The sequence below is a fragment of the Leptolyngbya sp. FACHB-671 genome (genome assembly GCF_014695745.1).
Lineage (GTDB): Bacteria > Cyanobacteriota > Cyanobacteriia > Elainellales > Elainellaceae > JAAUTN01.
Genome location: NZ_JACJOV010000048.1, coordinates 1 through 25278, shown reverse-complemented (window position 1 = coordinate 25278; position 25278 = coordinate 1). Strand labels below are relative to the sequence as shown.

Below are 25278 nucleotides of genomic sequence, written 5' to 3'. Positions count from 1 at the left end.
GGGATGAAGGATGAAGCAAGGCTTTTGGCTTTTGGTTCTTATACCCTAGCCCCTAGCCCCTCTTGCAAAAGCTACCTTTTAACACCGTGACAGACAGCATCAAAACACTGTGTCCTTACTGTGGCGTAGGGTGTGGGCTTGAAGTCTCACCCCCAGCTCAGCCAGGAAAGCCAGTTAATCGAGATAGTCAGGGAACTCCCATCTGGAAAGTGAAGGGCGATCGCACTCATCCTTCCAGTCAGGGAATGGTCTGTGTGAAAGGCGCAACGATTGCTGAGTCCATCCACAAAGATCGTTTGCTCTACCCGATGCTGCGCGACTCGCTAGACGAACCCTTTCGGCGAGTCAGTTGGGATGAGGCACTCAACACCTTAGTCGAACGCATCCAGACAGTACGCCACACGCATGGAGCAGATGCGCTGTGCATGTATGGCTCTGGTCAATTTGTCACAGAGGATTACTACACCGCTCAAAAGTTATTTAAGGGTTGCTTAGGTACCAACAACTTTGATGCCAACTCACGGCTGTGCATGTCTTCCGCTGTGAGTGGCTACATTCAAAGTCTCGGCTCTGACGGGCCGCCCTGTTGCTATGAAGATTTAGAACTCACCGACTGTGCCTTTCTGATTGGCACCAATGCCGCCGAGTGCCACCCGATCGCCTTTAACCGCCTGCGCAAACATCACAAGCAAAACAACCACGTCAAAATGATTGTGGTTGATCCGCGCTGCACCCCAACGGCGGAAGCGGCCGATTTACATCTGGCAATTCGACCTGGCACTGACATTGACCTGCTGAACGGCATTGCCCATTTACTGCTGCGATGGGGTGATTACGATTCTCTGTTTATTGAGGACTGCACCAAAGATTTCTCAGCTTTTGCTCAAGTGATCCAGCACTACCCACCAGAGGTCGTCGCTCAGCGCTGCGGCATTGAGGTGAAAGCATTGGAAACAGCCGCCCGCTATTGGGGAGATGCTAAGCGGGTTTTGTCGATGTGGTCAATGGGCATGAATCAGTCTAGCGAAGGCACTGCCAAAGTGCGCACACTGATCAACCTGCACCTGATGACCGGACAAATTGGCACGCCTGGTGCGGGGCCATTCTCCTTAACCGGACAACCCAACGCGATGGGTGGACGCGAAGTGGGTGGACTTTCGCATCTGTTACCGGGTTATCGTTCCGTCAAAAATCCGCAGCATCGAGCCGAGGTTGAGCAGTTCTGGGGATTGTCCCCCGGACAAATTGCTGCCCAACCCGGACGCACCGTCTGGGATATGATCACGGGCTTGGAAAGCGGCGAGGTTCATTTCCTGTGGATTGCTGCAACTAACCCGGTGGTCAGCTTGCCCGACTTAGAGCGAGTAAAAGCAGCTTTGCGGCGATCGCCCTTCACCGTCTACCAGGAAGCCTACTCCCCGACTGAGACAACTGCCTACGCCCACTTGCTGCTGCCTGCCACTCAGTGGAGCGAAAAATCGGGCACCATGACTAACTCCGAACGCCGTGTCACTCTATGCCCTGCTTTTCAACGTCCTCGGGGTGAAGCCAGAGAAGACTGGGCTGTTTTTGCCGAAGTGGGTCGCCGTCTCGGATTCGCGGCTCAATTCCCTTTTACCAGTTCCGCCGAAGTTCACGCAGAATTTGTCCAACTGACGCGCGATCGCCCCTGCGACATGACTGGCATTAGCCACGAACGATTGAGACAAGAAGGACCGCTCCAGTGGCCCTGCCCAGCCATAGAGCGTAATACTGCCAACCCGCCAGCTCCTAACCCCCAGCCCTCAGCCCCTATCCCCTCCAAACGCCTTTACACCGACCTGCGCTTTCCCACTGCTGACGGACGCGCTCGATTTGGGGCATACCACTCCAAAGGATTGGCAGAACCACCGGATGCCCAGTATCCTTACGTGCTGACAACGGGCCGACTCTATGGACACTGGCATACGCTGACCCGGACCGGACGCACTGACAAAACTCAGCAAATGCATCCCAACCCATTTTTGGAAATTCATCCGCGTGACGCCAAAGCGTTGGGCGTAAAAGAAGGGGATTGGTTAGAGGTGCGATCGCGCCGAGGTACAGCTCGCTTTCCTGCCAAAGTCACGCAAGCGATCGCCCCCAATACCGTTTTCGTGCCCATGCACTGGGGTGAACTGTGGGCAGAACAGGCTGAAGCAAATGCCTTGACTCATCCTGAAGCGTGTCCTGACTCCTTGCAGCCCGAACTGAAAGCTTGTGCTGTTCAACTGGTACCAATTGCCGCAGATTTTGGAGCGCTACGAGCGGTTCCAACGGCGATCGCTCAATAGTCTGCATTAAGTCACTCCGGCGGCAGTGGCTACTCTTTTTCGCTGAATGCCCCCCAAAGGCTTGTTTCACCTGCGATTGCTGAAGTCTGCGCTGCTGTATCAGCCGATAAGGAGCTATAAACAATCGGCATAACCCCAACCACAAAAGATCCTAAAGCAATTAACAGCACTAAGAGGATGGAATTGTGGTGCTGCTCAGGTTTACTCCAGTGAATCCGATCCTGTGTATTCATTTGAAACTCTTCAGATGACTGAATGGCTAAATATTCTCATCTACTAGATTACCTAAGATTCTGTAGCTTTGGATACAGAAATATCTTGATTTCTGGATATTCCACCTTTCTACTCTAGAGTTTTAGCCGTTAATTTTCGCTTTTATTTAAGGAGGGGAAATCTACTGTGGCTGGATTATGGTCTTTTAGCGGACGACACCGCATCTTACACTTAACCTGGTTTGCCTTTTTTCTAACGTTTGTAGTTTGGTTTAACTTTGCTCCTTTGGCTACTGCAGTGCAGGCAGATTTAGGGCTAACTGAAGCACAGCTTAGAACACTGGCTATTTGTAACGTGGCGCTCACCGTTCCAGCCCGAATCATCATTGGAATGCTGTTAGACCGCTATGGTCCACGGCTAACTTATTCCTGTTTGCTAATCTATACAGCGATTCCCTGCTTTGCCTTTGCGCTAGCTCAAGACTTTGGGCAATTGGTGATCAGTCGTTTAGCTCTAAGCATTGTTGGCTGCGGATTTGTGATTGGCATTCGCATGGTCGCCGAGTGGTTTTCAGCTAAAGAGATTGGTCTAGCAGAAGGCATCTATGGCGGCTGGGGAAATTTTGGTTCGGCCGGAGCTGCCTTCACCGTTCCGACGATCGCGATGGCTGGGTCTTTTTTGGCTGCAGGGCAGGTCAACTGGCGATTGGCGATCGCCCTAACAGGCATTGTTTCTGCCATCTATGGCGTGATTTACTACCTCAACGTTTCCGACACGCCACCCGGCAAAGTATATGAACGTCCAGCTAGCAGTGCTGGAATGGAAGTCACTTCCCAAAAATCTTTCTGGGCGTTGCTCGCGATGAACATTCCCCTAGTTGGAATCCTGGGGGTAATCGCCTGGCGTTTAACCAAAGTTGGTTTTCTCAGCCAAACTGGGCTTTACGTCACCTGGCTGCTTTTGGTGGCGCTGTATTTGTTTCAGGCTTACAACATCTGGCGAGCAAACAAGCCGCTGATGACTGGGCAAAAGCGTTACCCAGCCGAAGAACGCTACAAGTTTTCTCAGGTGTCTGTGTTGGAGATTGGCTATCTTGCCTGTTTTGGCTCAGAGCTAGCAATTGTATCGATGCTGCCTGCATTTTTTGAGCGGACGTTTAGCCTGAGTGCGGCTTTAGCGGGTGGAATTGCGGCTAGCTACTCCTTTATGAATCTGATTGCTCGTCCGGGTGGCGGTTTAATTTCTGACAAGATTGGCAGTCGCAAATGGACAATGACCGTTGTGACGGCACTTATGGGTTTGGGCTACTTACTCATGAGTGGCGCAAACGAAGACTGGAGTTTGATGTTTGCGATCGGGGTGGCAATGGCGGCCGGATTCTTTGTCATGGCTTCTGAGGGGGCAACGTTTGCGATTGTTCCGCTGATCAAGCGTCGAGTAACGGGGCAAATTGCTGGCAATGTAGGTGCTTACGGAAATGTAGGGGCGGTTGCTTTTCTCACAATTTACAGCTTGCTACCGGCGGGAGAAGTAGGCGATCGCATCTTCTTTCAAATGCTGGGAATTGTGGCTTTGATTTCAGCTAGCCTCTGTGCATTTTGCCTTCGAGAACCTGTCGGTTCCCATGAGGATGAGCCAGAAGCGATCGCACACAGCGGGGTAGCGGCACAAGTTTACGGTCAGGGGCAAATTGACCCTTAACCCATTCCCGTTCACCGAAATTTCTAAAGTTTGCTGGATAGTTTACGTCTGTAGCTACCATCCGCTATGCTTGGGCGTGGATTGCCGAGCCATTGGGGAGCAGACGAGATGAGGCGGTTGCAAAGGCTGTTCAAACAGACCAAGGACGCAGGCAGCAATGAAAACTTCTTAACTTCTTTGCATCGACTAGAGGGGTTTGTTGCCAAGGTTTTATCTGTGGCAATGGTCGTTGTGATTTTAGTTTCGCTCTTTGATCTAGCTCTATTTCTATCTCAGGAGCTATTTTCTGAACCTTACGGATTTTTTACAACCTCTCTCATTGAAATCTTTGGGCTGTTCCTCAATATTCTGATCGCTCTAGAAATCCTGGAGAATATCACTGCCTATTTAAGAAAGCACGTCGTTCAAGTAGAGCTTGTAGTTGCTACATCGCTGGTCGCTGTCGCCCGCAAAATTATCATTCTTGACCTGGATAAAACCACAGGGCTGCAATTGATTGGTTTGGCAGTCTCCGTGTTTGCCCTTTCCGTCAGTTATTGGATTATCCGCCACACCACCCGTCCATCAGCTTAAGAACCCAAAAGCCAACAGGCGCGCAGTTGCCTACACGCCTGTCTTAGATTGATATCTAGTATTTGTTAGCTAGCGAGGTATTCACGAATGTCGGCTCTGCGTTTGCGGAGCTTGGTTAGCGCTTCCCGCTCAATTTGGCGTACCCGCTCACGGCTGATGTTAAGGCGATCGCCGATTTTAGCCAGAGTCAACGCTTGTCCGTCTTCCAAGCCAAATCGTAGAGACAACACCTCTCGCTGCTGCGGGGTCAAATCAGCCATGAGTTGCTCTAACTCAGTCTTGAGCGAAGACTGCATGGCAAAGTCTTCGGGGGAAGGGCCAGTATCTTCTAGTAGCTCACCCAGTTCCGTGTCTTGGTTATCGCCAACTCGCAGGTCTAGAGACAAAGGTTGTCTTGCCCGCTCCAGATATTCCCGCACTTGCTTGGAAGTTAGATCTAGCTCTTGGGCAAGTTCTGCCGCAGTTGCAGCCCGTCCCAACTGCTGAGCCAGTTGACGCTGGGCTTTCTTAATTTTGTTCAGTTTCTCAGTGATGTGAATCGGAAGGCGAATTGTGCGACCTTTCTCTGCGATCGCCCGTGTAATTGCCTGACGAATCCACCAGTAGGCATAGGTTGAAAAGCGATAGCCTTTCGTCGGGTCAAACTTCTCGACGCCACGCTGCATCCCAATCGTGCCTTCCTGGATCAAATCCAACAAGTCTACGTTGCGCTTGATGTATTTCTTGGCAACCGAGACAACCAAACGCAGGTTTGCCTCGACCATCTTGCGCTTAGCAATTTCTCCGTCGGCAATTGTTTGCTGCAACTCATCCACCGACACCCCAGCGTGCTCTGCCCACTCCATATCACTGGGTTCACAGCCAAGGCGATCGACAAGTGCCTCCCTGGTTTCCTGAAGGGCTGTAGAGCGCTGTACCTGCTTACCATAGAGAATTTCCTGCTCATGGGTCAGGAGAGGTACACGACCAATCTCTCGCAAGTAAGCACGAACTAAATCTGTGGAAGTTTGAGCAGTTTTCATATCACTGAATGTCAGAGAATGTCAGATGGCAGGGATAAAAAGGGAATCTAATTAACGTAGCAAGTACGCAAAATTCGAAAGCGGCTCAAATAAATCGAGTTAAGACCGGATTAAATTTAAACCCGACCTAGAATGGCCGAACTGGCGTACAGCTTACAGCTCGATTCCAAACCTAAAGACTATGCTTAATCAACACTTAGGGTTCTAAGGAAGTTTGAGATACCTCGCGTAGGAAAGATTAGACTTTCCATACCTGAACATTGTCTGGTAGATCCTTGAGTACTCCCTTGAACTATTCCTAGACCTATTTTGGGGCTAGCAATGTTCCGGTTGCCTCACGTTCCTCTCACTCCTTAAGTGTGTGAATATATTAAAAACTGTAACATTTATGAAAGGATTTCGTATACCTCTCTAGTACTAGAGTTTGTCCCTCGTGCATCGAACTCATAGCTCTAGCGTACCCAGTAAACCCGCTTCTGAATGCATCCTGGGGAACAAATTTCAGCAAACTTTAGGTTTGCGTAACACCTCCCTGACAGCAGGAATTTTTAATTTTCTTAACGTTTAATGAGTAAATACTCTTATGCAAGCTGAATCTCAGCACAGCAGCTTAGTCTGAAGCTAAGGCAGGACAGCAACCCCTAGAAAATAGTGTTAAGAGAAACGACTTTTGAACTAAGTTGAGTACACAATACCCTGCATGAAGATGTAGACACGGAGAGTCTGTCGAGCATGAAGCCAATTCGTACATTCAATGTCTCCCCCTCCCTGCCTAAGCGGCTAGAACCGCTCCGCAAGTTAGCTTACAACCTACATTGGGACTGGAACTTCGACACAACAGATCTATTTCGTCGCCTAGACCGCGACCTGTGGGAGTCGAGTCGCTATAACCCAGTGCTGATGTTAGGCACGATTAGCCAGGAGCGCCTGAGAGAAGTGGCTGAAGACGAGGGCTTTTTGGCTCAGATGGATCGTGCTGCACAACAGCTAGAAGGTTATCTTACAGAGCGCACCTGGTATCGCAAACACCGCGATCGCAAACTTACCAGCGAAAAACTCAAAGAGATTCCTCTTTCTCCCTCTACCCCTCCTCCCTTCAAAGATTGCTATGCGTACTTCTCAGCCGAATTTGGATTAACCTCCTGCTTGCCGATCTACTCAGGCGGTTTGGGGGTGTTGGCGGGAGACCATTTAAAGTCTGCTAGCGATTTAGGGCTGCCGCTGGTCGGGGTTGGTTTACTCTATCAAGAGGGCTACTTTGCTCAATACTTAAACGCTGATGGTTGGCAGCAAGAGCGCTATCCTATCAACGACTTTTACAACATGCCACTGCATCTGGAGCGCAATCCAGATGGCTCAGAACTGAGGATCAGCGTAGATTACCCAGGACGTGAGGTGTTTGCTAGGGTATGGCGCGTCCAGATCGGTACCGTGCCGCTATATTTGCTCGACACCAACATTGAGCCAAACAATCAGTACGACCAGGACATCACCGATCAGCTTTATGGGGGCGACATTGATGTCCGGATTCACCAGGAAATTATGCTGGGAATTGGCGGCGTGCGAATGTTGAAGGCGCTGGGGCTACATCCTACGGCTTATCACATGAATGAAGGCCACTCTGCGTTTCTAGCATTAGAGCGGATTCGCATGATGATCCAGGAGAGTGGGTTGACCTTTGCAGAGGCAAAACAAGTTGCCCAGTCGAGCCAGGTGTTTACCACTCATACGCCCGTTCCGGCTGGGATTGATTTGTTTCCCCCAGAAAAGATTACCTATTATTTAGGACGCTATGCCAACACGTTTGGCTTGTCTAAAGAGGAGTTTTTGTCGCTCGGACGGGAAAACTCCGGAGATTTGGCAGCCCCGTTCAGTATGGCGATTCTGGCGCTTAAGATGGCTTCTTTTGTGAATGGGGTAAGCCGTTTGCACGGAGCCGTTTCTCGTTCTATGTTCCAGAATTTGTGGCCAAATTTGCCCGTGATAGAGGTGCCGATTACGTCCATCACAAATGGAGTTCATGCGCGTAGCTGTGTGGCGAAGCCTACCCAGGAACTCTATGACCGTTATCTTGGTCCAAGCTGGTCACAAGCGACTACGGACAGTCCGCTGTGGGAGCGAGTTAACTCAATTCCTGATGAGGAGTTGTGGCGCAACCATGAACGGCAGCGATCGGAACTGGTGGTGTTTGTGCGGGATCGGCTGCAAAGAAGTTTGCGCGATCGCGGTGCATCTGTCACTGAAATTGCGGAAGCGCAGGAGGTTTTAGATCCTTCAGTGCTGACGATTGGCTTTGCTCGTCGTTTTGCGACCTACAAACGAGCCACTCTGTTCTTGCGTGACCTGGAGCGAATTAAGCAGATTTTGCATGATTCTTCTCAGGCTGGCGGCAAGCGTCGGGTTCAGTTCGTTATAGCGGGTAAGGCTCATCCAAAGGATATTCCTGGAAAGGAACTGATTCGTCAGATCATTCACTTTACGCGAGATGAAGCGCTGAGCCGCTCCGTTGTATTCATTCCAAACTATGACATTCATGTATCTCGGTTGATGGTAGCGGGGTGTGATATCTGGCTGAATACACCGCGCCGTCCCCGTGAAGCGTCTGGAACCAGCGGTATGAAGGCAGCAATGAACGGACTGCCTAACCTGAGCGTGCTGGACGGCTGGTGGGATGAAGCAGACTATGTTCGCACAGGTTGGCCAATTGGTCATGGTGAAGACTACGACGACCTGGAATATCAGGACGAGGTTGAGGCAAATGCACTGTATGACCTGATTGAGCAGGAAGTCGTGCCGCTGTTTTACACCCGCGATGATGAGGATCTGCCGAGAGGGTGGGTGTCTAAGATGAAGGATGCGATTCGGCTGAATTGCCCTTTGTTTAACACAGCTCGTATGGTAGGTGAATATGCGCTGCGGGGGTATTTCCCAGCAAGCGATCGCTACTTCAACATGATTCAAGATCAATACAGTCCAGCGAAGTTACTAGCACACTGGCAAACCCACCTATTTGACCACTGGTATGACATCAGAATTGAAGACATCAAAATCTCGGAGCCTGCTGAAATCAAGGTAAATCAGGAGATTGCGGTGAAGGCCAAAATCAGTCTAGGAGCTTTGACTGATGAGGATGTCCGGGTAGAACTGTACCAGGGTTCGGTGAGCGCAACAGGAGAAATTACTAATGGTGTCCCGGTGACAATGGTTTACCAGGGTCAGGACAGCCAGGGTAACAGCCTCTATACCGTCAACATCAGCTATACCAACAGTGGCTTACAAGGTTTGTCACTGCGAGTGCTGCCTAGCCATGATTATCTCAGCAGCCCTTATGAACCTGGTTTGGTGTTGTGGGCTGAACCTGAGAAGGTGTCGATCAATTTGCAATCTAACGGAAATGGTCATGTGCTGGAGCCAGAAGCCGTTATGACTGAAGCAGTGACCCACTAGACCGAATTTGTAACTGCTTACTTAAGGTAGGGGCGAATCGCGATTTGCTCCTACCTTTTTAAATGGGTCGGGTACGGTTAAACGGGTCAGGTACGACGATGTAGCCTGTGGTGCGATCGCCTAACACCAAATTTCGCTCTATTCCCCAATACCACCAGTGGGCTGCAACATAGGCACAGATTAAGCTGTCTAATTTATCTTCGAGTTCCTTTAAGTCTCTGCTAGTTTGGGGAACTTCGGGTAATGAGTTGTTCCCTTGGAGTGTAGATAAATTCAGCGCAGGTTCCAGGGTCGGTAGAATGTCGAGGATATATTGACGCAGCTTGAGTAATTCTACTCGTCGCTCTGCCAGCTTGCCTTTTTTGTATTTCAGAATGCGTTCTAGCTTAAAGAGATGCACCATTGCCGGATGGGGAAATACTTCTATTTGATAGCGTCCGGGCTGCTGGGCAATCAGAGTTGGAGCGTGGCAAAAACCGCGTGCCTCCAAGCTTAAGCCTAGTTCCAGGGTCCGTGTGGCGAAAGGACTGCCTAGATTGGCAGGATAGCAGCCTGCGTGATAGCGACCAAAATATTTGTGGGCAAGGCGATCAGGTAGTCTCATGCCGCTATCGTTGGGAATTAGGGTGGGAGCATCAACGGCAATGAGTGCGGGCTCTTGAGCTGAAACCTGAGCATCAAGCCAGGACAACACTGCTTTAACTTCATCTAAACGAGTTAGGTCTAGCAAATGTAGGGTTTTGTTTTGCAAAGTCAGACAGCATAAGCCGCTGGGTTGCGATCGCCAACCAAAGTCAATTCCCAAAAATTTCATGCTGGACGCTACTCTTCAGATAGATACTTCGTCGGCTGATAAAGTGGTACGCTCCTGCAAAAATCATCCCATGTAAATGAGGGAGAAACTGTTGTGGCATTCCCCATCAGACTGATTATCGCACTGCTGTTTGCTCTGTTTGGTTTCATTGGCTATTGCAGCAGTGCTGTAGAAAATCCGATTACAGGAGAGAGTCAGAGAGTCTCACTTTCACCACAGCAAGAGATTACATTGGGACAGCAGGCAATCCAGGAAATTGGGGCTCAGCATGGGGGGCTGTTTCCGGATGAAGCTCTGCAACAATACATTGATCAGGTCGGGGAGCGAGTCGTGCAGCAGTCTGCGGCATCTCAAGCGCCCTATCCGTTTGAGTTTTATTTGCTGAGCGATCCACAAACTGTAAACGCCTTTGCGCTGCCCGGTGGCCCGATTTTTATTACAGCAGCGTTGCTCAGTCAGCTTTCCTCAGAAGCTCAATTGGCTGGAGTGTTGGGGCACGAGGTAGGGCATGTGGTAGGGCGACACGCGGCAGAGCAGTTAGCAAAGCAACAGTTAGGACAGTCTTTGGCAACAGCGGTGGGGGTTGCGGCTAGCGATGGTCAGGATGGCGGTCGGCAGGCAGCGGTAATCGCTCAGGCTGTAAATCAGGTAGTCAATTTACAGTATGGGCGGGAAGATGAGTTGGAAAGCGATCGCCTTGGTTTTCGCTTTATGACCGAAGCTGGATATGATCCCAGAGGTATTGTGGAGCTAATGGAAGTGCTGGGTCGAGCAGGCGGTGGCGGTGGTGCACCAGAATTCTTTAGTACCCACCCGAACCCCAGCAACCGAATTGAACGATTAGAGGCACTGGTTGCAGAAACTTATCCAAATGGCATTCCGGCTGAACTCACGTCTGGACAAGAGGAGTTTTCTAGCAATGTGCGAACTCGCCTGTCTAGCGGTGGATAGGACGACACAAAATAACAACAAATTTAGAATGAACTCCTTTCTTACACCTGAGTAAACGAGTTTCTGTCCCTAGACTCAGGTAATACGGGAAATAACCTTTAAAACTGGCAGGAAGATGTAAGTAAACATAGGTGAAACATGACAACTTCTAGCGATCGCAGTGACCAGATTCGGAAATTGCGTGACATGGTTAAAGACATTGATTATGGTATGTTAACCACGATTGATACAGATGGCAGTCTGCATAGCCGTCCAATGGCAGTTAATAAGCAGATTGAGTTTGACGGTGATCTGTGGTTTTTTACTTATGCAGATTCTCACAAAGTGCTTGAAGTACAGCAACACCAGCAGGTGAATGTGAGTTTCTCGGCACCTGATAGACAACAGTATGTTTCGATGTCAGGCGTAGCTGAACTAGTGCGCGATCGCAAACGACTAGAACTAATGTGGCAGCCTGACCTGAAAGCCTGGTTTCCCAAAGGACTAGAGGAACCGGGAATTGCTTTAATAAAGGTAAATGTAAACAAAGCAGAATACTGGGATGCTCCTGCTGGATGGGTTGCAAAAACCATTGGTCTGGCAAAGTCGCTCACCACAGGTGAAAGGGCAAATCCGGCTGATAATGTCAAGCTTGATTTGAAGTAAGCAGGTGGTTGTTCTGGCGTAAGAGTATAGAGAGTGAGGGCGTTAGGGGTGAGGGGGTGGAGAGATGGCTGCTCTGCTTTGGTTGTAATGGAGTGGCGATCGCCACTTATTCAAGCAATTTGACTACCCTCTCCATTATTTCGTTCAGCCTGAGTCACAATAGGGGAATGCCTCTTACCTGGTGTGACAGACTGTTATGAACTCAGTTACCCCCATCCTTTCATCGGATTCGACTCAACCCCAAACTCTCGATCACTTCGCTATTACCTTTGCACCACTTTCCCTGGAGGAAGTGTATGCGCGGGCAGACGATTCGGCAAATGGGGCGATCGTTGTGATGAGCGGCATGGTGCGGAATCAGACAGATGGGCAACCTGTCATAGCCCTGGAATATCAGGCTTATGAGCCAATGGCAATTCAAGTATTCAAACAGATTGCCGCAGAGATTCGTCAAACCTGGACAGATGTCACGCGAGTTGTGATTCACCATCGCACGGGTAAGCTGACCGTTGGTGAGATTAGTGTGTTGGTTGCAGTCGGTTGTCCACACCGTTCAGAAGCGTTTGCTGCATGCAAATATGCGATCGGTACCTTAAAGCACAATGCCCCTATTTGGAAAAAAGAACATTGGGCAGATGGCTCTACTAGTTGGGTCAGTATTGGAGCTTGTGAACAGTCGCCAGAAAGTTGCTAACTTTTTTGAACTATGGTTGCGATCGCCATAGTTGGTAATAGTTCTGTGCATTCAGAAGCTAATGCTTTGCGTTCTATGGTACGAGAGTCAGGGTTCCTGCACAGGTAGCAGAGGCTCAATCATAGACAGTAGCTGAGGAATATCATCCTGAATTACACCCCAAATTTCATCCACTTCGACGCGATCGTACTGATGAGTAAGAATGTCTCGCATTCCGGCAATTTCTCGCCACGGGACTTCTGGATGCTGGTTACGGAAATCAGTGGATAATCGCTTGACGGCTTCTCCGATGACAACTGTTTGATAGAGAATAGCGGATTGTTTTTCTAGATTTGCTGCCAATCCCGTCTTCTCTAATCCCTAAGCAAATCCCAGGATAAGCTGAGCAGCTCTAGAAATATCCACCAACGAGGTGCTATCTCGCGACATAAATTACCTGAGCCGTTCCCAAGATTTCATCGCGCCGAATCCAGTTATGACTTGTTTCAACGGCAGATTTGCTAACCAGGTCTACTTCACGCCCCAGCAGGTCTTCCAACTCATACTTCATTTTTGCTAACGTCATTAACCCACGTTTCGCATCTGGTCCAAAGGTAATCAGGATATCAATATCACTGTCAGAGCGGAAATCGTCTCGGAGGACAGACCCAAATAGGGCTAACTCACTAACCTTCCAGCGTTGGCAGAACTCAGCGAGCTTATCTTCAGGAAGTTGAACGTTGAGCGTGAGCATAATTTAGCCTCCCAGGTTAGCAGGCGGTTCAGCCATTCTGCCTTTATTCTATGCCTTGACCAGACCTGCCAAAACAAGAAGCTATAACAGAGTCAGCAGAAAACATGGTAGGAGAATATGGCGCGAGACGAAGCCTATCAGGAAGCAGAACGGCGAATTGAAACAGCTCGCCAGGAGAGAGCTACAGAATTCGAACTCAATAGAATGGGATTGACAGAATTGCCAGAGGAGATCAAGTTCCCGCAATTGGGTGGGGGAACTTGATCTCCTTGAAGAAGAACATTGAAAAGATGAATCTTTTGGTTGGATGAGTACTGGTGCTTACGAATAAATCCTCACAAGCTTGCTGAGATTTCTGCAACCAGTTTGAGAGTAATATATGCTCACCGCTGCTTGTCCGGGCAAGTAACTTTCAGGCGAGCTACCTATCGATTGGAGCGTGTTCCGTAAACTATGATCAGTGGCATCTTCGAGAATTGCATTGGTTCCGAGCAAACCCAGTCTGCGCTTCAGTATTGGGCTGAGTTAGGATATCGAGAAGTCCAAAGAGGACATTTGCCAGCGGAAACTGCTCACACGCTCTATGGACATGCCTCTAACCTGACATCGATTCGCCTGCAAAACGGCAACTCAGCCGATCATGGTTTGGTCCGTGTCATGGTTTGGGAGCAGCCTCGCAACGCAGGTCTACAAAAATCTCATCCGTTCGTGATTGGCAACCGCTGGTTTGCTTCTTTAGTACAAGATATCTATGCTGTTGCCGATGCCTTTAACGACGACAACGCTAATGGCGGAGATTGGATTGTCACTGAACCGATTCGAGGGATCGAATTTATCGGTCAACCAGGCACCAACTTCTACCAGCGGTTTACGGGTGTGCGCGAGTTCTTTGTGATTGGCTCAGAAACGCGACAAGCTTTCTTTCAACGCTACAACTATACTCGTCCGGGTTATGGCGTGATTGACCCGACTTCTCCCCTGGGTGTCAGTGAGGGAACTCACTCCAGTATCGTTACAGCTGATCATGACACCGTTGCATTCTACACAGATGTTTTTGGATTAGTTCCTGCTAACAATACCCGAAAGCGATCGGGCTATCAAAATTCTGCAACTCGACAAATTTTAATGTTAGAAGAAGGGAATGAATTTCTTCTATCTTCATTCTCGTCACCCAAAACGGATGTAGGTGTATTGCAGGTTTACACGCCACTATATTCAACTCCTAATAAGCTTGAGTTTGCTCAACCTGGAGCATTAGGGGTATCTCTTTTTACCTATCAGGTTAAAGATGTTCAAGCGTTTCGCGATCGCGTCAGTCGCAGCAATGCCCGATCAGTAACACCAATTTTATCGAATGAGTTTAATGAACCCTCATTTGGTTTAGTGGCACCTGACGAAATGACCTGGATCATTGTTGGACACGAAGCATGATAACTCTAGCCCTATCATGATGGGGTGATAGTTTAAAGCGCGTTCTAGTTATGACGACAGAAGCCAATACATTAGCGGTTGCTCGGCAAGCCTTTGCCCACTTTGAGCATGGACTTGCGACCGGAGACTGGCAAGCGTTCTTCGATATGCTCACTGACGATTTTTCGTTCTGGTTTCCGCTGGGTCAGTTCCAGGGCTTAAACGTCGGAAAAGAACGCGCGATCGCATTTTTCCACTATGTTTCCGAAGTCTATAGTGAAGGGTTAACCTTGACGCTCGATCGGGCAACTAGCAACGAAACAACGGCTGTTTTTGAGTTTCGTGATGAAGGACTCATGCGGGGAAAACCTTACAAAAATCGAGTCGCTGTTTCGTTTGATGTCCGTGACGACAAAATTTGTGGATACCGAGAGTACTTGGGCAGCGATGGTCAATCGAACTGATTGGACTGAGTTTAGCTGTCATCCCAAGTTAAACCTCCTCTGATTGTGGCAAAGGAAACATCTCTCCCGCTAAATAAGCATCAAAGTACTTCTGAAAATATAGCCAAGAGGTGCTGTCTTCTGTATCTAAGTAAGATGGGGGCGCATTTTTGTAGAGGGGGACGCGAGTATTAATTTCATCCTTTAGCAGTTGTGGTAATTCATCGAAACCATTGACTTTGCCACCATAAGCACTGTAGATGAGTTGACCTGGGCGATCGCCCATTTTCATCCAGGGAACCCACGGACCTATCCGATCCCAGTAAAGCTGTAGTTTAGAAACCGAGAGAATTTCAGGGTTCAATAGGTCTTCAGTTGGAACCGTTAACTTAAATAACTCGGCTGCCTGATAGGTTGGGTTGGGGCTGTAATCAGCAAATTTTGGCTCTGTAGCGAGAGGATTGGGGTAAGCCATAAATATATCAAACACGAAGGTTGTACTATCTCCGTGTGTGCGTGCCGGAAATTTGCCCTTAAAGTGACCCTGCACTGGATTGTTGGCAACATGCATTACGGTCAGTAATTCTCCCGTCCAGGGATTTTCCCACTGTCGCAAAATTTCACCCGTTTCTGGGTGAAGGTAGTACGTCAATTCCCGAGAGGTAAAATCCCAACTTCCCTCTTCTGTAGGAATGCATCTGCTGACACTCACGCCTACCATCTTAAAGAGGCGATTTCTCTTTTCACCGGGAACCAACGCGTAGATTGCTCCTGACCAAATTAAGAAGGTTGATTGGTTTGAATCGAGGGATGAGCGCGTCTTGACCCAATACTGAGCGTCGAAGTCTTGAATTTCAGTCGCCATCTACAGATTCCTCGATATTCCACTAAATTCTCTCACCATGATCATAACCGGAGGCTTTTTGTGAGCAGCAACGCGAGGCTATGCTTCTTACAAAATTTCATTCATTCGTTCTTTGAAAATATATTCATCACTTCAATTCGGCGATCGCGTTAAAGTATCAACTTAGGGAGTGGACAGAAAGCAGTGGACGGAAAGCAAAGGATAACGGAACTCTGATTTCTAGTAAGTTCATCAGTTTGCTTGATATAAAGCATTTATGTAGCATGGAGTCTTATACCTTGCCGGAAAAACGAACGTCAGCAAACGGTTCTACAGTTGGGTCAGTATTGGTGCCTGTGAGCAACTTGGAGAAAATCGCTAATGCAAGCTCAGCCCCCTCGTTCCTCCTCTTCTAATCGACCCCGATTCTTTAATGAACGGAGAGGTTTTCCTGGAGCCGTTCACTTTCACCCTGATGCACCTCCGCCCAAAATTACCCTGATTGACTACAGTCGATCGGAAGTCAAGAAAGTTGACATCAACAAACCTGAAGAGTGTATTCCCTATTTAGACAGTGAATCAGTTTCCTGGGTTGATGTGAGTGGGCTGGGGGATGAACAGACTTGGCAACAAATCAAGCAAGTATTCAACCTGCATCCGTTGGCACTGGAAGACATTATCCATGTTCCTCAACGTCCTCATATGCAGGAATACGAGGAACAACTGGTTTTGATCGCGCGGATGGTCTCACTGCGAGAAGACGGCCGCAGCGTTATGACGGAACAAATTAGCCTGGTGTTGGGTAAACACTATCTGCTCACGGTTCAAGAGGAACCTTACTATGATTGCCTGGGATTCGTTCGAGAACAGATTCAATTGGGGCGATCGCTCATTCGTAAGGCAGGGGCAGATTATCTGTTGTACACCTTAATAGATGCGATCATTGATGGCTTTTACCCAATCCTAGAAATGTATGGAGAGTTAATTGAAGACTTAGAAGCCGAAGTTGTATCTGTTCCAACTCCCCAAACCCTGGAAGAAATTTATCAAATTAAGCGAGAACTCCTGGAGCTTCGGCGTGCTATTTGGCCGCAACGGGATGCGATTAATGCGCTCATCCGTGACAGTAGTGATTTAATTAGCCAGGATGTGCGAACGTTTCTGAGGGACTGCTATGACCATGCCGTTCAAGTTTTAGATATTGTTGAAACTTATCGAGAACTTGCTGCAAGCCTAACGGATGTGTACTTATCCTCCGTTAGTAATCGCATGAACGAGGTGATGAAGCTTCTGACTATCATCTCCAGTATCTTTATTCCTTTAACGTTCATTGCCGGGATCTATGGCATGAACTTTAATACTGAAACTTCTCCCTTTAATATGCCTGAACTCAATTGGTACTGGGGATATGTTGCGACACTTGCTGTGATGGCACTTATCGCTATCGGTATGATTATTTTCTTTTGGCGCAAGGGTTGGTTTGAAAACTTTACAGGGATTAGGAGTGATCGACGATCCTCTCCAAAGCGGAAGAGAAAGTAGCTGAGATGAGTTTTTTGTAGCGCTCGCTAGCATACTGTCTACTCAGCTAATCAAATTGTTGAAATTGGGCACGCAGAGACTGTACTGCATCAATTTCATCCTCTTTTGCCTGCTCCAAAAACTGGTAAAGCCAATCCTTGAGAACCTGGGGAAAGGTTGGGCTAGCGTCAACTTCTACGTAAACCCTTTCCTGAAGTTGATAAATGTGCCACACTTTTCCGTTAAACCGCCAGAACTTAGGAATGCCGATGTTTGCGTAAAACCGATTCTTTTGAATATCAGTATGGGTAATGTCTACCTCAACAACCAAATCAGGAGGTGGATCTTGAGCAAAATCAACATTACGCCCTTTAGCCAGAGGTTGATTTTGGATGTAGTAAGCGTTGTCGGGTTCTGCTCCCTTATTCAAACCGGGATAGTTCATTGTGGTTGAACCCATTGTCTTGATCCGCATTCCAAATAGCTCTACTAACGTTCGGATGAAATATTCAATTAGAGAGCGGTAGAATTCATGATCCTCTAATGGCATCGTTATTTCCAACACACCAGCATCATAAGGCAGGCGAGAACTCCGAGAATGGGGCAACGCATCCAAAATTTGCAGGTATGCTTCCCAGCAGACATCTCGAATGACTACCCGCCGCTCTCCAATGAGGGGAGGCTGAAGTTCAGCTTTAGGTTCTGGAGCTGCGATCGCCACAAAAGATCTCCTAATGAAATCAACCCTGTTGTTACTTGCCAGTACTTCTATTCTACGATTCTCTTCAGGGTGTCAGAATCAGCAAAATTTCCAAATGCTGAGTCATCGTCAAAGCACTGTTTTCCCACTTTAAAGTTCGACCTTTGGAGAATGGCGATCGCCAACTTGCATCCTTACCTCTTTCTAAGGGCTATCTGGAATTTCCATTGTGCCTTCACTCACCAGGATAGAGGAGCCACCAACTCGGATGGCTTGGATTTCGCTGTTTTTCAGGTCAGCTTCGACTTGAAGCAAGCTGGGGCGACCCATTTCAACGCCTTGTTCAATTGACCAGCGCAATGTGCCATCGGCGAGGTCGTTGCGGTTACACAAATAACCTGCGATCGCCGTTGCGGCTGCGCCTGTCGCCGGGTCTTCGTCAATGTTCATTGTGGGGGCAAACATTCGTGCCCACAGATGAGACGGATCTTGAGAGTCGTAGGCAAACACATAAAGGTCGGGTGCCCAGGCAGAAGCAAGGCACTGCTGCCACTCCTGGCGGTTTAGTTGAATGCGGCTGAGAGCGGCGCGATCGCTCAACGGCACAAACAAAAACGGTACACCACAAGAAATTGCTTGGGGTTTATCTTCTCCATTAAGCAAATCGGCAGGCTCAAGGGAAAGGACAGCCGCCAGCTTTTCTACAGAAGGAAGATCTGATCTGAATTCGGGCAGTTTGGCGGCAGTCAAGGCAGCAAAGGTTGGCTTACCAGACTCTACTCGAATATCTACTGAGACGGGACCGACTCCTTCTTCAAACACTACTGTTGTATCTTCAGGAGCAGTGATTTCTCCCAGAGTAGCGAGAACATAGGCGGTGCCAACGGTGGGATGTCCGGCAAAGGGTAACTCTCTTGCAGGGGTAAAAATGCGAAGCTGGCGATCGCTCCCTTGCTGTTGAGGAGGAAATACAAAAACGGTTTCTGAGAGGTTAAGTTCTTTAGCAACCCGCTGCATTTGCTCAGTGGATAATCCTCGAGCGTCTGGAAACACGGCTAGCGGGTTGCCGCCAAAGATCTGATCGGTGAAGACATCAGCGGTGTAAAAACGGTAGCGCATGGTGTTAGGAGCGATCGCTGGAGTACTGCCCTGAGTAAAGCATCACAGCGCTGTTGATGCAATCCCTTACTTCCTATCTAGTACAGGATTGATAAAGGTTAGTCAGCCAAGTTTGTACATGGGGTGGCATTGAGGTGAAATAGATGGAAAATGCGTCTTGGCTTGCTTGAGTTTTTGCAACTTTAGCGTAAATATCGTTGAGGTTCTGTGCTGGATTTGAGGCTAACAGAGTGAGTTTCAGGTTGGCAAACTCATTAATTGAAGAAATGCTATTGGGTGTTGTTACCCGAATTTGTGCTCCGGTTGCTGAAAGCTGCACTAAGTTTCCCTGAAGGTGAGTTTTGCTAACCTCTTTGCCTTCCAACAGTGAGAACTGGAGAGGAACGGGTTTAGGCAGTGGCAAAAAGACCTCTTCTTCTTTGGGTAAATACAAGTTGTGAAAGCCGCTGATTCCATATACCTCGTAAATGGTAATCGGTTGCTTTACGCCCTTCGGCTGGACTTGCTGTTGACCGCTGATTCGCACGTTTGGACCAGCTTCTTTGAAGGTTTGCTCTGAGATCAGAATTTGTCCGCCTCGCGTGTAAGATTCAATCCGATAGGTGAGATTGACCTGGCTGCCAACGATGCCATATTTGGTGCGCTTTTCAGAGCCAATGTTGCCGACAACGACTTCTCCGGTGTTGATACCGATTCCCATTTCCAGTCGGGGTAAGCCGAGTACTTTCATGTGTTCGTTGACGGCTCCCATTGCAAGCTGCATGGCACAAGCACAGGCGATCGCCCGAATCGCATCGTCTTCTCTCGCCTTGGGCGCACCAAACAGGACCAGAATGCCATCTCCCATAAACTCATCAATCGTGCCGTGATACTGGTTGATCACGTCTGCCATGTATTCCAGGTAGAGATTGAGGATATTAATCACTTCCTCTGGCGATAACCTTTCGGATAAGGACGTGAAGCCGCGCAGGTCAGAGGTGAGAATGGTAATCTTGCGGCGATCGCCTCCCAGTTTTAACCCTCCTGGGCTTTCCAACAGATTCACTACCACTTCATCGCTCAAATAGCGCCCAAACACCTGACGAATCAGCTGATTGCGCTTTTCCAGATCATCATTAGCTTGAGCCAGGTCAGCCGTCCGTTCTTTTACCCGTCCTTCTAGCCCTTTGGCGGTGTCGCGCAGTTTTCCAACCACCAGGGTTAGCCCAGACAGTCCTAAGACGGAAATGCCGCCCAGCATAAAAAAGGTTTCCCGCAGATCGGTATTTACTTTTTGGACGAACGTATCCAATGGCTGCTTAATTTCCCAAACGCCCGCTACGTCTCCTAATTCCCAATCGGTTTTAGGGCTTTGAGGATGAGTGTTGTGGCAGGCGACGCAGGTTGCTTTCATGATGCTGGCTTCGCCATAGCGCATCGTCGTATGTCCGTCACGCTCCTCAAATCGCACAAACTTTTCTCTAGGGCTTTGCCGCAGAAAATCGAGGGAAGCTTGCTCAAATTCATCTCTAATCCCCCCTTCCGACTGTCGCCAGGGGAATGGATAATCGCTGAAGAAGCGCACAGATAGATCAGGGTTGCGATCGCTAATCATGTCGCTCAACTCGATCGCAAACGTAGAGGGTAAGGGAATTGCCTGCTCTTCAGTCACATAGGCGTGAGTCACCGTCAGCCCACTCTCTTTGGCTGGGTCAGCGGCTGCATCGCTATACAGCGTGATCGCCTGGTTAAACGCTTGAATGTAGAGGGTGGCGTTTAACACAGCCTGCGATCGGATTAGGTTTGACGAGAGTTGAAACATGTTTGATAGGGCAACCCCTACCCCGATGCAAAACATCACCGTTAGCACCAGGACAATCTGCTTTAGCAGCAGTTGCATAAACCCATTCCAAAGTCGAGTCATCATTGAACGAGATCACCTTCCAAGTTTGGGTCTGATTGCGATCGCCCCTCGAAGTAAAACTTAGTACATGCCATTTCTAGTCTGATAATCTACTAAAACACGCTTTTGGAAGCAAGAGCGCAGATAGACCATTTTCTTCACCTGATACGAGTTAGCGATGGATGTCGAACAAGCCCTTGCCTTTACGGATGCGCTCGTCTTTACCAAGGCGGGCATTCATCTAAGCGATTTGCAACAGGCAATGCTGCGTGAATCCTGGTCGTGGCAACGTCAAAGTTATGACCAGATTGCAGAAACCTATGGGTATTCACCCACCTACTTGAAGCACGATGTCGGTCCTAAACTTTGGAGGTTGCTATCTGAAGTCATCGGTGAAAAAGTTAACAAAACCAGCTTTCGAGCAGCGATCGAACGTAAATCTCACACCGATGGGATCTCTACACAAACTCAAGCCGCTAAACCGGATCAATTACATATTTCTCAACCTACGGCTGAAGCGGTACCTGCAAGTCGAGTGAGTGACGCTGCGGTCGAACCGAGCGCTGTACTGACCCAGGTTGCTTCTGCCCCTCGGCAGGATTGGGGTGATGCCGCAGATGTGAGTTTCTTCTATGGACGGGCAGCAGAGCTAACTCGTCTAGAACAGTGGATTTTGGGTAGTCAATCCCAACAGCCCTGCCGACTGGTAGCAGTGTTGGGTATGGGCGGCATGGGCAAAACCTCGCTGGTGATTCGGCTGTCCCAGCGGCTCCAATCTGAGTTTGAGTGGGTAATTTGGCGATCGCTACGGAATGCCCTACCCCCTACTGAACTGCTGTCTGACCTGTTGCAATTGCTCACTAACCAGCAGCAGGTTGAACAGCCGATCGAAAGACAAATTGCCCAACTTTTACATCAGTTGCGATCGCGTCGTTGTCTGATCATTCTCGACAACATTGAAACGGTTCTGCATTATGCTCAAGAACCAGAACTCAGCGCTGTCAGCAGTCAGGGCTATGGAGTTTATCGAGAACTGTTTCGGCAAATTGGCGAAACGCGCCATCAAAGCTGTTTGGTGTTGACCAGCCGTGAAAAGCCGCCAGAAGTTGCTTTGCTGGAAGGGGAAACTTTGCCGGTGCGATCGCTCACGCTTACCGGACTCCAGCGTACAGAAGCCCAGGAATTAATGAGTTTAAAGGGATGCTTCCAAGGCACGGACACCGATTGGAACCGTTTAATCGCAGGCTACTCTGGCAATCCGCTAGCGCTCAAAATTATCTCCACCACGATTCAAACTCTATTTGACGGCAACCTAACGGAGTTTCTGCAACAAGACACATTTGTATTTGGCGGAATTCGCACGCTGATCGACCAGCAGTTTGAACGGTTGTCAGTGCTTGAAAAATCGGTGATGTATTGGCTGGCAATTTATCGTGAACCAGCTACTTTTGCTGAGTTGAGAATGGATATCTTTCCATCCATTGCACCGCAACGGTTAATCGAAGTTCTGGAACTGCTGGAGCAGCGATCGCTGATTGAAAAGCAATCCGCTCTATTCTCGCTTCAGCCTGTGGTGATGGAATATGTGAGCGATCGCCTGATTACCCAAATCTGCACCGAAATTCAGCAAGGAGTGCAGGGAATTGCCGTAAAAGACGCGCTGCTCAAACATCACGCCCTGCTCAAAGCTCAATCTAAAGACTACATTCGAGAAACTCAAATTCGACTGATTCTCACTCCAATCCTCGAACGGTTGGATGCGCTTCATGATGCGTTGGAAGATGACTTGATTCAACAGTTAACCTGCTTGCGCGGCAAATCCACTTCAGAAAGTGGGTATGCGGGGGGCAATCTACTCAATCTTTTGGGTCAGCGAAAAACTCACTTAAGTAGTTATGACTTTTCACACTTAACGCTCTGGCAAGCCGACTTGCGCCAGATGCAGCTGCACCAGATCAATTTTGCCTATGCTGATTTGTCTCGCTCCATGTTTGCAGAAATCCTCGGTATTGTGTTTGCAGTCGCTCTCAGTCCGACGGGTGATGTTCTCGCAACCGGAGACGCTGAAGGCGGTCTACGTCTCTGGCAGGTCAATCAGGGAAGCCTATTACTGGCATTAGAGGGTCACCAGGGCTGGGTTTGGTCAGTCAGCTTCAGTGCCGATGGGCAAACTCTCGCCAGTTGCAGTAGTGACAAAACGATTCGGCTTTGGAACACCCAAACAGGTGAATGTCTAAGCACGCTTCGAGGTCATAGCGGTTCGATCTGGTCGGTATCGTTTAGCCCTGATGGTCAACTCCTCGCCAGCGGTGGAGACGAACCCAGTGTAATGCTGTGGGATGCCTCTAAGGGAACCTGTATTAAGCAACTGGCTGGACATACGGGACGCATTCTCTCGGTTGCGTTTTGTCATGCTGCTATTGAGAAAAGCTCAGCGCTCCTGCTGGCAAGTGGCAGTGAAGACAGCAGTATTCGCCTATGGAATGTCCAGTCAGGGAAATGCCACCAGGTTTATCAGGGACACGCCGACCGAGTGTGGTCAGTTGCCTTTAGTCCTAATGGTGAATTGCTCGCCAGCGGCAGCGCCGATCGCACCCTCAAACTTTGGCAGGTGAAGACGGGGAAATGCCTCAAAACATTTTCAGAACATGGCGATCGCGTTCGTTCTGTCAGCTTCAGTGCTGATGGGCAAACCCTAATCAGCAGCAGCGACGATCTCACCGTGCGAATCTGGTCCGTTGACACCGGACAATGTCTGCATACCCTGTGGGGACATACCAACTCCATCTTCTCCGTTGCCTGCCATTCTGAGAGTCAAATGGTGGTGAGCGGCAGTGCCGACCAAACCGTGAGAATTTGGCATAGCCAAACCGGACAGTGCCTTAAAACCCTACGTGGCTACACCAATTCCATCTTTTCCGTTGCCTACAGTGCGAATGGTGAAAAGTTAATTAGTAGCAGTACTGACCAGACGATTAAACTGTGGGACACGAACACCGGACAATGCCTCAAAACCTTTGAGGGACATACGGGCTGGGTGACCTCAGCAGCCTTTCACCCCCAAGCTCACCTGATCGCCAGCAGTAGCGCCGACGAAACGATTAAGCTCTGGGAAGCTAGCAGCGGACAGTGTCTTAGAACCTTGCAGGGGCATTCCCATTGGGTGCAGTCGGTCAGCTTTAGCCCCGATGGAGAAGTGTTAGCTAGCGGGGGCGATGATTGTACTTTGCGTCTCTGGTCAGTTCAATCTGGGGAATGCCTTCACACTTTAGCAGCCCATTCCGGTTGGGTTTGGTCAGTCGCCTTTAGCCCCATGGGGGAACTGTTAGCCAGCAGCAGTGAGGACCAGACGATTTGCCTCTGGTCAACTACAGGGCTTCAGTGTGTTCACAGGCTGCAAGACCATAGCGGACGAGTGAAGGCGATCGCTTTCAGCCCCGATGGGCAACTCCTGGCTAGCGGCAGCAGCGATGAAACGGTACGGCTCTGGTCAGTCCATACAGGTGAATGTCTCTACACTCTGCGCGGACACGACAACGACGTTTGGTCAGTTGCTTTTAGTCCTGATGGTCAAACCCTTGCCAGCCGCAGCCTCGACCAAACCGTGAAACTATGGGAGGTCAGCACGGGCGTTTGCCGTAAAACTTTGTCTGTACCTTCTCGCTCTGTTAGGTCAGCGATCGCCTTTTGCCCAGTTTCATCCCCTACTCCAAAGAACCTTGCCACTCAAAACAAATTGACGATCGGCAGTCACAGCGGCACCATTCAAATCTGGAATATTCCAACTGGAGAATGCCTGAATACGTTAACTCCCAATCGCCCCTATGACGGCACTAACATCAAAGGAGTGACGGGTATCACAGCCGCTCAAAAGTTGGCTCTGTATGCGTTAGGGGCGATCGAGAAATAGCGTTCTGTAACCTTAGAAAAGCTGCTTCTTGCCCTAGTTTCTAACGTTGCAGAAGCGACTTAAGAAACAGCATAACTTTCCCTAACTTTTAGGCATCGTCAGCACCGAGGTTAGGGAATACATTGATGTACATGAGGAACGAAACGGGAACCACACAACGAACCCAACCCGCTCCCTCTATAAAAGCTTGAAGTCACTCCACAACCTGCTGCATGTAATCTCTCCCAGATAGCATCAGCCAGTGCAACTCCCACCGGAAAGCTTGCAACCTGCAAGGCTCCAGCCTGGGCAGATTGCTCTGCAGTGTTGCGCTTCAAACTGCATCAACTCACAAACATCCAATT

The 25278-nt window shown here is 49.1% G+C and carries 21 protein-coding genes; 12 read left to right on the top strand and 9 right to left on the bottom strand.

The features are described 5' to 3' along the window. Window positions 1-86: 86 nt before the first annotated feature. The gene (locus tag H6F93_RS03065) at window positions 87-2312 is read left to right on the top strand and encodes a molybdopterin-dependent oxidoreductase (protein ID WP_190644859.1); all 2226 of its coding nucleotides are present in this window, start codon (window positions 87-89) and stop codon (window positions 2310-2312) included. 29 nt (window positions 2313-2341) lie between these two features. On the opposite strand, the gene H6F93_RS03060 is transcribed toward H6F93_RS03065, so the two are convergent. Continuing rightward, window positions 2342-2545 carry a hypothetical protein gene (locus H6F93_RS03060; protein ID WP_190644835.1) on the bottom strand — a complete coding sequence of 68 codons (204 nt, stop codon included), beginning with the start codon at window positions 2543-2545 and terminating at the stop codon, window positions 2342-2344. A gap of 166 nt (window positions 2546-2711) precedes the next feature. Here H6F93_RS03060 and H6F93_RS03055 point away from each other — a divergent pair, with 166 nt between their 5' ends. Together H6F93_RS03055 and H6F93_RS03050 are read left to right on the top strand one after the other, a co-directional pair. After that, a complete protein-coding gene (locus H6F93_RS03055) occupies window positions 2712-4226 on the top strand; it encodes a NarK family nitrate/nitrite MFS transporter (RefSeq protein ID WP_190679137.1) in 1515 nt (504 codons plus the stop codon). A gap of 108 nt (window positions 4227-4334) precedes the next feature. Further along, complete coding sequence (locus tag H6F93_RS03050; protein WP_190679135.1) at window positions 4335-4799, top strand: phosphate-starvation-inducible PsiE family protein; 465 nt, start codon at window positions 4335-4337, stop codon at window positions 4797-4799. Window positions 4800-4864: 65 nt separating this feature from the next. Here H6F93_RS03050 and H6F93_RS03045 read toward each other — a convergent pair whose 3' ends face one another. Then, window positions 4865-5821 (bottom strand): RNA polymerase sigma factor, RpoD/SigA family, encoded by a 957-nt coding sequence (locus H6F93_RS03045; protein WP_190644838.1) that lies wholly within the window; start codon window positions 5819-5821, stop codon window positions 4865-4867. Window positions 5822-6553: 732 nt separating this feature from the next. Here H6F93_RS03045 and glgP point away from each other — a divergent pair. Further along, window positions 6554-9268: an alpha-glucan family phosphorylase gene (gene glgP / locus H6F93_RS03040; protein WP_190679133.1), complete on the top strand. Its 2715-nt coding sequence runs from the start codon at window positions 6554-6556 to the stop codon at window positions 9266-9268. 58 nt (window positions 9269-9326) lie between these two features. Here glgP and H6F93_RS03035 read toward each other — a convergent pair whose 3' ends face one another. After that, the gene (locus H6F93_RS03035) at window positions 9327-10082 is read right to left on the bottom strand and encodes a DUF429 domain-containing protein (protein ID WP_190679131.1); all 756 of its coding nucleotides are present in this window, start codon (window positions 10080-10082) and stop codon (window positions 9327-9329) included. A 93-nt stretch (window positions 10083-10175) separates the two neighbouring features. Here H6F93_RS03035 and H6F93_RS03030 point away from each other — a divergent pair, with 93 nt between their 5' ends. From H6F93_RS03030 to H6F93_RS03020, 3 genes are all read left to right on the top strand, one after another. Further along, the gene (locus tag H6F93_RS03030; RefSeq protein ID WP_347277238.1) at window positions 10176-11033 is read left to right on the top strand and encodes a M48 family metalloprotease; all 858 of its coding nucleotides are present in this window, start codon (window positions 10176-10178) and stop codon (window positions 11031-11033) included. Between the two features lie 138 nt (window positions 11034-11171). Continuing rightward, a complete protein-coding gene (locus H6F93_RS03025; RefSeq protein WP_190644841.1) occupies window positions 11172-11678 on the top strand; it encodes a pyridoxamine 5'-phosphate oxidase family protein in 507 nt (168 codons plus the stop codon). A 196-nt stretch (window positions 11679-11874) separates the two neighbouring features. Next, the gene (locus H6F93_RS03020; RefSeq protein ID WP_190679130.1) at window positions 11875-12372 is read left to right on the top strand and encodes a molybdenum cofactor biosynthesis protein MoaE; all 498 of its coding nucleotides are present in this window, start codon (window positions 11875-11877) and stop codon (window positions 12370-12372) included. Window positions 12373-12459: 87 nt separating this feature from the next. On the opposite strand, the gene H6F93_RS03015 is transcribed toward H6F93_RS03020, so the two are convergent. Together H6F93_RS03015 and H6F93_RS03010 are read right to left on the bottom strand one after the other, a co-directional pair. Continuing rightward, on the bottom strand, window positions 12460-12714 hold the full coding sequence (locus H6F93_RS03015) for a HepT-like ribonuclease domain-containing protein (RefSeq protein ID WP_242043285.1): 255 nt from the start codon (window positions 12712-12714) through the stop codon (window positions 12460-12462). 73 nt (window positions 12715-12787) lie between these two features. Then, the gene (locus tag H6F93_RS03010) at window positions 12788-13105 is read right to left on the bottom strand and encodes a nucleotidyltransferase family protein (protein ID WP_190644844.1); all 318 of its coding nucleotides are present in this window, start codon (window positions 13103-13105) and stop codon (window positions 12788-12790) included. 117 nt (window positions 13106-13222) lie between these two features. Here H6F93_RS03010 and H6F93_RS03005 point away from each other — a divergent pair, with 117 nt between their 5' ends. The 3 genes from H6F93_RS03005 to H6F93_RS02995 all read left to right on the top strand — a co-directional run bounded on the left by H6F93_RS03005 (window position 13223) and on the right by H6F93_RS02995 (window position 14979). Beyond that, window positions 13223-13369, top strand: a complete 147-nt coding sequence (locus H6F93_RS03005; protein ID WP_190644845.1) for a hypothetical protein — start codon at window positions 13223-13225, stop codon at window positions 13367-13369. 189 nt (window positions 13370-13558) lie between these two features. Then, window positions 13559-14536 (top strand): hypothetical protein, encoded by a 978-nt coding sequence (locus H6F93_RS03000; protein ID WP_190679129.1) that lies wholly within the window; start codon window positions 13559-13561, stop codon window positions 14534-14536. 50 nt (window positions 14537-14586) lie between these two features. Continuing rightward, window positions 14587-14979: a nuclear transport factor 2 family protein gene (locus H6F93_RS02995; protein ID WP_190644847.1), complete on the top strand. Its 393-nt coding sequence runs from the start codon at window positions 14587-14589 to the stop codon at window positions 14977-14979. A gap of 28 nt (window positions 14980-15007) precedes the next feature. Here H6F93_RS02995 and H6F93_RS02990 read toward each other — a convergent pair whose 3' ends face one another. Further along, a complete protein-coding gene (locus tag H6F93_RS02990) occupies window positions 15008-15823 on the bottom strand; it encodes a DUF1838 domain-containing protein (RefSeq protein ID WP_190679128.1) in 816 nt (271 codons plus the stop codon). Between the two features lie 360 nt (window positions 15824-16183). On the opposite strand from H6F93_RS02990, the gene corA reads away from it, so the two are divergent. After that, the gene (gene corA, locus H6F93_RS02985; RefSeq protein WP_190679127.1) at window positions 16184-17344 is read left to right on the top strand and encodes a magnesium/cobalt transporter CorA; all 1161 of its coding nucleotides are present in this window, start codon (window positions 16184-16186) and stop codon (window positions 17342-17344) included. Between the two features lie 46 nt (window positions 17345-17390). On the opposite strand, the gene H6F93_RS02980 is transcribed toward corA, so the two are convergent. The 3 genes from H6F93_RS02980 to H6F93_RS02970 form a co-directional block, all read right to left on the bottom strand. Further along, entirely contained in the window at window positions 17391-18044 is a 654-nt protein-coding gene (locus H6F93_RS02980; RefSeq protein ID WP_190679126.1) for a Uma2 family endonuclease, read from the bottom strand. Between the two features lie 183 nt (window positions 18045-18227). After that, window positions 18228-19142, bottom strand: a complete 915-nt coding sequence (locus H6F93_RS02975; protein WP_190679125.1) for a PhzF family protein — start codon at window positions 19140-19142, stop codon at window positions 18228-18230. 73 nt (window positions 19143-19215) lie between these two features. Continuing rightward, complete coding sequence (locus H6F93_RS02970) at window positions 19216-21048, bottom strand: adenylate/guanylate cyclase domain-containing protein (protein WP_190679124.1); 1833 nt, start codon at window positions 21046-21048, stop codon at window positions 19216-19218. Window positions 21049-21202: 154 nt separating this feature from the next. On the opposite strand from H6F93_RS02970, the gene H6F93_RS02965 reads away from it, so the two are divergent. Then, on the top strand, window positions 21203-24934 hold the full coding sequence (locus H6F93_RS02965; RefSeq protein WP_190679122.1) for a WD40 domain-containing protein: 3732 nt from the start codon (window positions 21203-21205) through the stop codon (window positions 24932-24934). The last annotated feature ends 344 nt before the right edge of the window (window positions 24935-25278 follow it).